Genomic DNA, 13,563 nt, shown 5'->3' with positions numbered 1-13,563 from the left:
GGCTATAATATATTTATCTGGGATTTTGATGCTGGGAAGCGCGTCAAGACGCTTGCGTACGGCCTTATCGGCGATCTTCCTGGAAGCGGTATTTTCAAGACGTTTAGCGGTGTGTTTGATCTGAGCAAGGCCGGCAACTATGGCATCGTGATGGTGGTCGATCAGGACGGGGACGGAGGAAACGGTGACTACGCCATGGACCGGGTGGCGTTTCAATATATTTCAAAGGATACCGATGGTGATGGTATCTGCGATGACAAGGATATCGACAGCGACAACGATGGCATCACCGATAACGTCGAGGCGCAGACGACCCAGGATTATATAAAACCTTCTGGCACCGATGTCGACAAGGACGGACTCGATGACGCCTACGACAAGGACACCAGCAATACCTCCGCTACGGCCAGCAAGGGGCTGACGCCGGTCGATACCGATAGGGACACCACGGCAGACTACCTCGATCGTGACTCCGACGACGATGGTAAGTTGGATATCGCCGAGCGTGATGATGGGGCCTCTTCCATTACGGATGCGACCGACACCGATCATGATGGCCTGTTGGATATCTTCGAGGGAACGAACGCCAACGATGGCTATGATGCAAACGATGAAAATGTCACGGAGAATGGTTTTACGCTGGCTGATTCCGACGACGATCTGCCGGCGGATGGCGACGGAGCACAACCTCTTGTTGTCGATTTTGACTATCGGGAAAATGCTGTCTTGGATCGTGACGGCGATGGTATCATCGATACGGTTGATATCGATCAGGATAACGACGGCATCATTGATGTTACCGAAGGAAAAGATACCTCTGTACAAGAACAAATCGACACGACCGATATCGCCAACGACAAGATACCGGATCTTGACTTTAACGGCACAAAGGTAGAAGTGACCTCAAATACCACCGAGGGTAGCCTCAGCTATGGTCAAGAAGCCGGAGCGGTAAACTTTGACTATTCCGCGGATAATGTTGCAACGGTCAGTCTTGCAACAGATACCTTTGTGGACTTCGTTATCGACAGCAAGAACGTACCTAGTAGCAGACAGTTTGATAGGTATGACCAGCTTACCGTATCGAGCCCCGGTGCCTATATCGTGGTCTACGATCCCAACAATGTCCTGAATGTCGCTCAGGGGATTTATCTTAACTCGCTCACATTCAGCATGAGAGGATTGGGGAACCTATACGGACTGTCGTGGTCGGTAAGGGTCGTCGATGTAAAAACGGTGACCCTGAGCATGGGGTGGCATCCTGACTACAATGTGGTTGCCAATGTAGGGTCATGTGTCAGGATTGGTATCGGTGGTGTGGCGAAGGACACCGACCGTGACAATATCGCCGATCACCTGGATATCGACAGTGACAATGATGGCATCACCGACAATGTCGAGGCGCAGACGACCCAGGATTACATAAAGCCCACTGGCACCGATGTCGACAAGGACGGACTCGATGACGCCTACGACAAGGACACCAGCAATATCACCGCTACGGCCAGCAAGGGGCTGACGCCGGCCGATACCGATGGCGACAGCACCGTAGACTATCTCGACAGTGACTCCGACAACGATGGCATGCCGGATATTGCCGAACGCGATGATGGCGCCTGGGCCATCACGGATGCTACCGACACCGATCATGATGGCCTGCTGGATATCTTCGAGGGAACGAATACCAACGATGGCTATGATGCCAATGATGAGAACCTTGTTGACGGCAACTTTGTGCTCTCTGACAGCGACAACGACGTCGCGGCCGACGGCAGCGACGCTTCGCCCCCCGGTTCCGACCTGGATTATCGGGATAGCCAGATTGATACCGATGGTGACGGAATCGCAGATAGCTTGGACATCGATGACGACAATGATGGAATCCTTGATATCAATGAGTGGGGTGAAGGTGTCTCGGGAAATTGGATAGGAACAGACTACTGGGACAACTCTTCCATCAAGGTGGATGGCGGCGAAATCGTCGTGGGTGAAGCCGGGGATGTATTCGACGGTGATGATTCGAGTAGCGATTACATACATATCGATACAGGAGGCAGGAAAGGGGAGCTTGATCCGCCGATAGTGATATCTGTCTCTGTAGTAGATTCCTTGTCGAATTCTGGTTTGACGGTCGATCAATTTTATATTGCCAATGATCGCGGTGTTGTTGGTGATGGGATAAGGTCGGCTACTATCAGGGTGTATGGGAAGGATGGGCTGCTGGGCGAGGAAGTTTTAGCGAATATTGGTTGTGATAACACGAGTACGCACGATATTTATAACTTTAGTCACGTGTATCGCGGCGTTCTCCGGTTTGAAGTTGTTATCACGAGTACCCATGAAACAGGACCCTCGATAGCGGGGTATAAGCTTCAGCTAAGGGAATTGGGACTTGCCAGTTCCGGCAATCATGCGGCTTACAGGGACAGTGATAAAGACGGTGTCTTTGATCACCTGGATATCGACAGCGACAACGATGGCATCACCGACAATGTCGAGTCGCAGACGACCCAGGATTATATAAAGCCCTCTGGCACCGATGTCGACAAGGACGGACTCGATGACGCCTACGACAAGGACACCGGCAATATCACCGCTACGGCCAGCAAGGGGCTGACGCCGGTCGATACCGATGGCGACAGCACGGCAGACTATCTCGACAGTGACTCCGACAACGACGGCAAGCTGGATATCGCCGAGCGCGACGATGGCGCAACGTCGGTCAGTGACAGCACCGATACCGACGGCGACGGGCTCCTCGACATCTTCGAGGGATCGGACGCCAACGATGGCTTTGATGCCAATGATGAGAACCTTGTTGACGGCAACTTTGCGCTCTCTGACAGCGACGATGATATCGCAGCAGACGGCAGCGACGCCTTACCTCCCGGTTTCGACCTGGACTATCGCGACAGCATCGATCCGCCGACGGCGGTGGAAGACGCCGGGAAGACCAATGAGGACGTGGCGCTGGAGGTCACCAAGGATAAGGGCTTGTTGTCCAACGATACCCTGGCGGGGGCCACCGAAATCGCCTCGGCGGCCATCGACACGGACGGTGACGGCGTTGCCGATACCGCCCTGGTACTGGGGCAGGCCAATACCGTCAAGGACAGTGACGGCAATGTCATAGGCAAGCTGACGCTGGCCAAGGATGGCTCCTACCGGTTCGATCCTGTGGCGAACTTTTTCGGTGCACTGCCGATCATCAGCTACACCCTGAAGGGATCCGGTGGCTACGCCAGTTCGACGCTCACGATTACGGTAACCGCCGTCAATGATGCCCCTGTGGTCACCAACGACAAGGGCGATGCCAAGGAAGACGAGACGCTGAGTGTCGACAAGAGCGAAGGACTTCTGGCCAATGACAGCGATGTGGAAGGGGATAGTCTGGTCGTCTCTGGTTTCAGCGTGGCCGGCGTCACCGGCAGCTTCACCGCGGGTGAGACCGCCAGCATCCCCGGCAAGGGGACGCTAACGCTCAACGCAGATGGCTCCTACAGCTTTACCCCGGCGCCCAACTACCACGGCAGTGTCCCGGAGATCACCTACACCGTCAGCGACGGCAAGGGCGGGACCTCCAGCGGTTCCCTGACCATTACGGTTGCCTCGGTGGAAGACAGCGTGTCACTTGGCGGCCTCGGGGATGGCAGCGACGGCAGCGATGGCAGCGTCAACGAATCGGCCTTGACCGGGGGCTCTGCCGCCGGCGGCAGTGGTAGTGTGCACACGGGCTCCTTTACCCTGGGGCCGGCCTCGAGCCTCGACAGCCTGACCATCGGTGTCACGATGATAACCCGGGCACAGCTGGAGGCCAGTGGCACCACCGCGATCACCATCACGGGTAGCTACGGTGAGCTGTCGATTAACGGCTATGACAGCGATACCGGGGTCGTGTCCTACCGCTACGTCCTGTCGTCGGTCGCCGATCATGGGTCGGATCCGGTCCTGGACAGCTTTACCATCGGCACCACCGACAGCGATGGCGACGAGACCTACAACGCAGGCACGCTGGCCATCCTGGTGGTCGATGACGTATCGACCGCCAAGGCAGACCAGGGCAGCGTCGACGAGGACGCCAGCGGCGGCAGTTCGCTGACGGGCAGTGTCGTTTCCAATGACACCCTGGGGGCCGATGGGGCCGCCGACAGCGGTGCACTCAGCGCGGTCGGCAAGGGCGAGGCTCCGCCTTCCGGTGGTGTGGGCAGCAGCATTGCCGGTGACTACGGTAGCCTGGTGATGGACGCCAGTGGCAAGTACCTCTACACCCTGGACAACGCCAACGCTACGGTCAACGGCCTGCAGAAGGGGGAAACCCTCACCGAGACCTTTACCTATCAGATCACCGACGCTGACGGCGATACAAGCATGGCGACCCTGACCATCACCATCAAGGGCGCCAACGACGCCCCGACAGCGGAGGATATCACCGCCAAGTGTGCAGAGGACGGCGAGACCACGGGCACCATCGTCGGCGAGGACCCTGATGGTGACTCCTTGAGCTTTACCCTTGATGCTCAGCCCGAGGGGGGAACCGTCACCCTCGACGAGGACACCGGCGCCTTCACCTTCGTGCCGGACGCCAACGTCAACGGCGACATCACCTTCAGCGTCACGGTGGATGACGGCCACGGCGGCAAGACCCAGGTGGAGGTGACGGTCAAGATCAGTGCGGTCAATGATGTGCCGGTCGCGTCAGACGACAGCGCCAGCACAGCGGAGGACACCCCCTTGATCGTTGGCAAGGACGAGGGCGTGCTGAGCAATGACAGTGATATCGATGGCGATGCCTTGTCGGTGGCAAGCTTCAGCGTCGAGGGGCTGACGGGCACTTTCACGGCAGGGGAAACCGCCACCATTGCCGGGGTGGGGACCCTGACCTTGAACGCCGATGGTTCCTACCGCTTCGATCCCTCGCTCAACTACCATGGCAGCGTACCCAAGGTGACCTATGTGCTCAGCGACGGGCACGTCAGCGACACCGCCACCCTCAGCATCACGGTCGATTCGGTCGACGATAGCGTGTCGGTGGGCGGGCTCGGTGATGGCGGGGACGGCGTCGACGGAGAGGTCAAGGAGTCAGGGTTGGTCGATGCCGAGGGCACAGGACTGACCCACGACGGCACCTTTACGCTGGGTCCGGCGGACAGCCTGGCGAGCTTTACCCTGGGTGGTTCAACCATAACGCTGGCCCAACTCGAGGCCAGTGCCACGACGCCGATCAAGGTGACCGGCAGCCACGGGACCCTGACGATCAAGGGCTATGATCGCCAGACCGGGATGCTGAGCTATCGCTACACCCTGACCTCCGCCGCCGACCACTCAAGTGGTGCGGTGAAGGACAGCTTTGCCATCGATGTTACCGATGTCGAGGGAGATATCACCAAGGGTATCGGTACCCTGTCGATCCGCATCACCGATGATGCGCCGTCGGCCGCCGCCGATACCGGTTCGGTGACCGAGGACGGCGCGGCCTCCACAGGCAACGTACTGAGCAACGACCGGCAAGGCGCCGATGGCAGCAAGGTGTCAAAGGTGGGTGTTGCCGAATCCACCGATGGGGGAAGCGTCGGCAGCGCCCTTGTGGGCAGCTTCGGCACCCTGACGCTCAACGCCGATGGCAGCTACGTCTATGCGCTGGACAACACCAACGCCATGGTCAATGCCCTGCAGCAGGGCGAGACCCTGACCGAAACCTACAGCTACCAGATCATCGACGCCGACGGCGATACCAGCACCGCCACCCTGACCATCACCATCAAGGGGGCCAACGATGCACCGACCGCCTCGGTCGACGCCTTGACCACATCGGAAGATACGCCGGTGGACGGCAGCATCGTGGCCGAGGACGTGGATGGCGATAACCTGTCCTTTGATCTGGTCGCCCAGCCGGAAGGTGGTACCGTCAGCCTGAGTGAGGATGGCAGTTTCACCTTCACCCCCGACGCCAACGTCAATGGTGACATTACCTTCAGCGTAACCGTCTCCGACGGCAACGGAGGCACCGTCACCGTCGAGGTCAGCGTCACGGTGACGCCGGTCAATGACGCCCCGACGGTGGTGGATGACAAGGCCGAGACCAACGAAGACACGACGCTCGAGGTCGCCAAGGACAAGGGCGTACTGGCCAACGATGCTGATGTGGAAGGCGATAGCCTGAGCGTCAGCGGCTTCAGTGTCGAGGGCGTGACGGGCAGCTTCAAGGCGGGCGAAACCGCCACCATTGCCGGGGTGGGGATCCTGACCCTGAACGCCGACGGTTCCTATACCTTCGTGCCGGCGACCAACTACAACGGCAGCGTGCCGAAGGTCACCTACAGCGTCAGTGACGGCAATGGCGGGACCACCAGCGGTGCGCTGGCTATCACAGTCAAGCCGGTGGATGACGAGGTCAGTCTGGGCGGGCTTGGCGATGGCAACGATGGCAGTGACGGCAACGCCATGACCGACGGCTCTGTCAAGGAGTCGGGCCTGACCGGTGGCTCGGATGTGGCGGGCGGCGGGGTATCCCACAGCGGCAGCTTCACGCTGGGGCCCGCCGATAGTCTGGCAAGCCTGTCCATTGGCACTACATCGATTACTCGGGCGCAGCTGGAGGCCAGCGCCACCACCCCGATCAAGATCAACGGCACCCATGGTCTGCTGACCATTACCGGCTACGACCAGAAGACCGGTATCGTCAGCTACACCTTCACACTGACCACTAATGCCAGCCATGGCGATGGTGAGGTCCACGAAAGCTTCGTCATTGGGGTGACCGACGTCGAGGGAGATGTCACCGCCAATGCGGGCACTCTGACCATCGCCGTCATCGACGATGCACCGGTGGCCAAGGCCGATACCGGTCAGGCCGTGGAGGACGGTGGCAACATCAGTGGCTCGGTCATCGGCAACGACCTGGCAGGAGCCGATGGCGCCCCCAGCAAGGGGCTGGTCAACGCGGTGGGTAGCGGTGAGGCGTCGCCGAGCGGCGGTGTCGGCAGCAGCGTCGCCGGCAGTTACGGTAGCCTGATCCTGGATGCCAACGGCAACTACCTCTACAAACTCGATAGCACGAACAGTGAGGTAAACGCGCTGGCGGTGGGGGCAAACCTGACCGAGGTCTTTACCTATCAGATCATCGATGCCGATGGTGATACCAGTACAGCGACCCTGACCATCACCATCATGGGCGCGAACGATGCCCCTGTGGCCAGCGTGGATGCGATATCCACGCCTGAAGACACGCCGGTCTCCGGCAAGATTACCGCCAGCGACGTGGATGGCGATTCGCTGTCCTTCGATCTGGTGGCCCAGCCGGACGGGGGCACGGTTACACTGAATGAAGACGGCAGCTTCACCTTTACTCCCGACGCCAACGTCAACGGTGATGTCAGCTTCAGCGTTACGGTAGACGACGGTCACGGCGGTACCACCACGGTGGAAGTTACGGTGACGGTGACGCCGGTCAACGATACTCCTGTGGCCACCCCGGACACCAACAGCACGAGTGAAGACACCCCCCTTGTGGTGAACAAGGACAGTGGGGTACTGGCCAACGACAGCGATATGGATGGTGATAGTCTCAGCGTCAGCGGCTTTACCATCGAGGGCGTGACGGGAACCTTCGAGCCGGGCGAGACGGTCGCCATCGAGGGCGTCGGCAAATTCACCTTGAACGCCGATGGGTCCTACCGCTTCAAGCCAGCACTGAACTACCACGGTGACGTGCCCAAGATCAGCTACAGCGTCAGCGATGGTGCCGGCGGAACTACCACCGGAACGCTCCAGCTCAGCGTCGAGGCGGTCGACGACAAGGTCACCGTCGGGGGCCTGAGCGATGGTAGTGGTGACGGTGATGGTGCCAACGATGGACAGGTCAGCGAGTCCGGCCTGGCGGGGGGGACCGGTACCCTGGGTAGTGGCGTCTCCCATACCGGCAGCTTCACCCTGGGACCGGCGGACAGCCTCGCCAGTATCAGCCTTGGCGGAACCACCTTGACGCTTGACCAGCTGGTCAACAGTGCCGGTACGCCGATCAGGATCCAGGGTGGCCACGGCGAGCTTTTGATCAATGGCTACGACAGGGCCAGTGGCACGGTCAGCTATATCTATACCCTCAAGGCACACGCCGACCATAGCCAGGGCCCTGTCAGTGACGATTTTGCGATCGCCGTCACCGACGTCGACGGTGACGTCACTGCGGATGCCGGTACCCTGTCGATTGCCATACTCGATGATGCACCGAAGGCCGTGAACGACGTCGACGACACGATCAACAAGCCGAATCAACCCAGCAGTATCGCCGATGGAAACGTCTTGACCGGCGACGGAGGCGACGATCCCGATGCCATGGACGGTGACGCCGATTTCCTGGGCGGTGACGGTGGCACGGTCAGTGCAGTGGGGGCAGGATCAGACGGGCCGTCGGCGTCCCATATCGGACAGGGGCTTCAGGGCGAATACGGCACTCTTGTCTTGAACGCCGACGGCAGCTACCGCTATGTACCCGATTTCGACTCGGACACGGTCAAGTGGCTGGCTGCCGGGCGACACGTTTCAGACACCTTTACCTACCAGATCACCGATCCTGACGGAGATACGGCCACCGCCACCCTGACCATCCGCATCTACGGCACGACGGCGGTGGTTGGCACGGAAGGGGGCGAGGTAGACGAAGCTCAACTCAACACGGATGGCGCCACCGGCACAGACCCTGGAGACTCGGGTGAGGTGATCTACGAAGGATCATTCTCGGTGGTGGACCGGGTGACGCAGCAGCTCAAAACCCTGACCATCGGCGACACGAGTTTCACCCCGAGCGAGTTGGCGGCGTTGTCCGCCGACAATCCGTCGGTACGCATCGAGACCGATCACGGCTATTTCGAGATTATCGGCTACCAGCAAGGCGACGGCACCGACGTGCGGGAAAACACCGTGCTCTATCGGTTCGTGCTGACAGAAGCGGCTGAGCATGGTGGAGAGCGAGTGTTCGATAGCGTCGACGTGGTCATGACAGACCAACTTGAAAATTCGACCCGGGATTGCCCCAAGGCCTTGATGATCGAGATTCTCGACGATGCTCCCATCGCCGCCAAGGACAAGGTCAGCGTCGCCGAGGACGGCGATGCCGGCACCGGTAGTGTATTGACCAATGACCGCGAGGGCGCCGATGGAGACGTCACGGTGACGGCGACGGGCCCGGGCTCCAGCGTCAGCTCGGACGGTGTCGGTAGCGAGGTTGTCGGCAAATACGGCAGCCTGACCCTGGCCGCCGACGGCAGCTATACCTACACCCTGGACAACACCAATACGGAGGTCGATAGCCTCAAATCGGGTGGTTCGCTGACCGAGATATTCAGCTATCAGATCACCGACGCCGACGGCAGCACGTCCACCGCAACTCTGACCATCACCATCGAGGGGGCCAACGACGCGCCGACGGCCAGCGTCGATGCATTGACGACCCAGGAGGATACCCCGGTCAGCGGTACCATCGAGGCCAGTGACGTTGAAGGAGATGACCTCAGCTTCGATCTGGTCGCGCAGCCAGACGGGGGCAAGGTTACGCTCAACGACGATGGCACTTTCACCTTCACCCCCGACGACAACGTCAATGGCGATATCACCTTCAAGGTCACGGTTTCCGATGGCAATGGTGGTACCACCACTGTCGAGGTCACGGTCAACGTGGAAGCGGTCAATGATGCGCCGAAGGTGACCGGCGAGACCGCCAGTACCCCCGAGGACACGCCGCTTGACTCCTCGAGCGACGACAGTCTGCCTGGTCTGCTCGACAACGACAGTGACATCGAGACCGATCACGACAGCCTGGTGGTCGTGGACGTTCGCGTCGACGGCATGAGCGAGAGCATCGATGTCGGTGAGACCGTCACCATCGATGGTTTCGGCAAGCTGACGGTGGAGGCCGATGGTGCCTGGCGATTCGAACCGGCACTCAACTACCACGGCAAGGTGCCAACGATCACCTACACCGTCAGCGATGGCGAGGGTGGGACCAGCACCGCCACCCTGGACATCACGGTCACGCCGGTGGACGACCAGGTCAACCTGGGCGGCCTGGGCGACGGGAACGATGGCGGCGAGGGAGGCAACATCAGTGATGGCTCCGTCAGCGAGGCCGGCCTGCCCGGGGGCAGCGATGAAGGTAGCGGACTGAGCCATAGCGGCAGCTTTACCCTGGGGCCGGCGGACAGCCTGGCGAGCTTTACCTTGGGCAGTCGCAGCATCAGCCTTGCCGAGCTCGAGGCCAGCGCGTCGTCACCCATCGCGATTGAGGGCCGCTACGGCACCTTGACCATCGAAGGCTACGATCGCGCCACAGGTACGGTCAGCTACCGCTATCTGCTGACCTCAAACGCAGATCACGCCAACGAGCCGGTCAGCGACGACTTCATGATCAGCGTGACCGACGTGGAGGGTGAGGTCACCGCCAACGCCGGTACCTTGGCGATCAAGATCATCGATGACACCCCGAGTGCGACCAATGACAGCGGCGTAGTCGTCGAGGACGGTGCTGCCGGCGCAGGCAGCGTCTGGGCCAATGATCGCCCGGGTGCCGATGGTGCGGATGCCAATGGGGCGGTGGTCGGGGTAGGTGTGGAAGGCGGAAGTCTCGATGGGGCCACCGGCGTCCCGCTGGAAGGGAGCTACGGCAGCCTGATCCTCAACGCCGATGGCAGCTATAGCTATACGTTGGACAACACCAATAGCGTGGTGGACGGGCTCCAGGTCGGTGACACGCGGACCGACACGTTCCGCTATCAGATTCGCGACGCCGACGGCGATCTCGCCACCGCCACCTTGACGATCACCATTCGTGGCGCCAACGACGCGCCGGAAGCTTCTGCGGAAAAGGTGACCGCCAGCGAGGATACTCCGGTGGATGGCAAGATCATCGCCACCGACGTCGATGACGATGAGCTCACCTTCAGTCTGGATGCGCAGCCTGAGGGTGGCACCGTTAGCCTCGATGAGGAAGGTAACTTTACCTTTACCCCGGATGCCAACTTCAACGGCGACACCAGCTTCACCGTCACCGTGACCGACCCTTCCGGTGCCACCGTCACGGTGGAGGTCGATGTCTCGGTGACACCGGTCAATGACGCGCCGTCCGCCAAGAACGACCAGGCCACGATCGCCGAGGACACGCCTCTGACGGTCGCCGCCGAAGACGGCCTGCTGGCCAACGATAGCGATATCGAGGGCGATAGCCTCAGTGTTACGGGCTTCAGTGTCGATGGTATCGAGGGAACCTTCCTGGCAGGGCAGACCGCCGTCATCGAAGGCGTCGGCGAGCTGACCATCAGCGCCAATGGCAGCTACCGTTTCGTGCCGGCGCTGAACTACAACGGCGAGATGCCATTGGTCACCTACACCGTCAGTGACGATGAGGGCGCGACCTCCGACGCGAGCCTGAGCATTTCGGTCACGGCGGTAGACGACAAGGTGACCGTCGGTGGGCTGGGGGATGGAGGCGGTGAGCCAGGAGGGGGCGATTCAGCAGGCGACGCCACCACCGATGGGTCGGTGGACGAGGCCGGTCTGACAGGAGGCAGCCACGAGGGCTTGGGCCTGAGCCACAGTGGCACCTTTACCCTCGGACCAGCCGACAGTCTGTCCAGCCTGACCCTGGGGGGAAGCACCATCAGCCTGGATCAGCTCAAGGACTGTGGTAGCCATCCCATCGAGGTGACCGGCGATCACGGCACCCTGGTGCTGCGCTACTACGACCCCGCCACCGGAGAGGTGAGCTATACCTACACCTTGACATCCCGGGCCGATCACTCCGGCGGCGCGGTTAACGACAGCTTCGCCATCGGCGTCACCGACGTGGAGGGCGAGACCACCGACAACATTGGTACCCTGGCCATCGCCATCATCGATGATGGTCCTGGCACCGGCAATGACCGCGGTGAGGTGAGCGAGGAAGGCTCAGAGCCGGGAAGCGACTGCAGCGGTAACGTCCTCCTCAATGACCACTATGGTGTCGATGACGTTTCGGTGGATGGCGGGGTCACGGCGGTCGGGACAGGTCAGTCATCGCCCGAGGGCGGCGTTGGCGAGCCGGTGGAGGGCCGTTACGGTAGCCTGGTGCTGAACGCGGACGGCAGCTATTCCTATACGCTGGACAACAGCAACCCCGTGGTGGACGCGCTCAAACCGGGGCAGACGCTCACCGAGACCTTCAGCTACACCATCACCGACAGCGATGGCAGTGTTTCCACCGCGACGCTGACGATCAGCGTTCTCGGCGCCAACGACGCCCCTGTCGCCAGCGTGGATCCCATCGTCACCACCGAGGATACCCCGGTCGAGGGGCGCGTCGTCGCCACCGACGTGGACAATGACGACCTGACCTTCCGTCTCGACCATCAACCGGACGGCGGCACCGTCACGCTCAATGAGGATGGCACCTTCACCTTTGTGCCCGATCCCGACGTCAGTGGCGATATCAGCTTCAGCGTGACCGTGACCGACGCCAGCGGTGCCACCACTACCGTGGTAGTCACCGTCTCGGTTGAGCCGGTCAATGACGTCCCTGTGGCCAGTGCCGATCCCATCGTCACTGGTAGCGGTGAAGCCGCCGCTGGTCAGGTGGTGGCATCGGACGTTGAGGGGGATGATCTCACCTTCACGCTGGATGACGGTCCTCGACACGGTCAGCTTACCCTGAACCCGGATGGATCCTTCGTCTATGTGCCGGAAGCAGGCTTCTCCGGCAGCGACAGCTTTGTCGTCGCGGTGTCGGACGGGCAGGGCGGTGTAACCTACGTGACCGTCTCGGTGACGGTGGAGCCCCTCGATAGCTTGTATATCGGTGACCGTGCGCCCGAAGTCCCGGCGCAGGATGTCGAGTCGGATGCTGAAGGGCCCTTGATGCATGCCGATGGCATGGTCGATGAGGTGGTCAATCAGTACGGAGGCCTTGGTGGCCTTGCCGACCTGTCTGCGGATGGGGCAGTAAGAGCGGCGGTACACGGCATCTCGGCGCTGACCGACGCTGAAATGGAGGTGGTAAACAAGGATCAGCCGAGAGAATCCAGCGCCTGGAACTCCTCGATGCTGCAGGAAGCCAGATCGCTGGCTCATCCCGGTGAGGTGCGAGCGACGTCGTGGGCAAGCAGCGATGGCCGAGCGACGCTGGAGGCTCTGGTCGAGAACGAGCGGGCGTGGCTCACGCTGCCGGAAGGGCAACGCGACATCAAGGTGTCATTACCCGGGGGCCGAGCCTTGCCGGACTGGATCCAGCGTCCCTCGATCGGTCAGCTGCTGATCGAACGGCCGGCGGCGCTGGAAAAGGTGACGCTGGATATCGATAGCCGAGGCGGTGAAGGGGAAGCACATCACTATCGCCTGGTGCTGGACCTGGACAAGGTTCGGCTGGAGGTGAGTGAAAGTGAGCCATCGTCCCCTGTGGCCGCGCCAGGCTTCAGCGAGCAGCTCAGTCGGGCCCATCACCGGTCGAATGACCTGGACCCGAATCTGCTGGAGGCGCTGGCGCTGCTGACCGAGCACGATTGACGGTTAGCCAGGCCGTCACAAGCAGGAAACTTGGCGGAC

The 13,563-nt window shown here is 60.8% G+C and carries 3 protein-coding genes; 1 reads left to right on the top strand and 2 read right to left on the bottom strand.

Translation table 11 applies throughout. The features are described 5' to 3' along the window. Positions 1-222: 222 nt before the first annotated feature. Entirely contained in the window at positions 223-825 is a 603-nt protein-coding gene (locus KUV74_RS15960; RefSeq protein ID WP_222516827.1) for a hypothetical protein, read from the bottom strand. Positions 826-1,290: 465 nt separating this feature from the next. Then, positions 1,291-2,040 (bottom strand): hypothetical protein, encoded by a 750-nt coding sequence (locus KUV74_RS15955; protein WP_222516826.1) that lies wholly within the window; start codon positions 2,038-2,040, stop codon positions 1,291-1,293. Positions 2,041-2,385: 345 nt separating this feature from the next. Here KUV74_RS15955 and KUV74_RS15950 point away from each other — a divergent pair, with 345 nt between their 5' ends. Then, positions 2,386-13,524: an Ig-like domain-containing protein gene (locus tag KUV74_RS15950; RefSeq protein ID WP_222516825.1), complete on the top strand. Its 11,139-nt coding sequence runs from the start codon at positions 2,386-2,388 to the stop codon at positions 13,522-13,524. Positions 13,525-13,563: the final 39 nt, after the last annotated feature.

The sequence above is a fragment of the Halomonas sp. DP1Y21-3 genome (genome assembly GCF_019801245.1).
Classification (GTDB): domain Bacteria; phylum Pseudomonadota; class Gammaproteobacteria; order Pseudomonadales; family Halomonadaceae; genus Halomonas; species Halomonas litopenaei.
The sequence above is the reverse complement of the archived record's forward strand: the minus strand, read 5'-3'. Positions and strand labels throughout refer to the sequence as shown.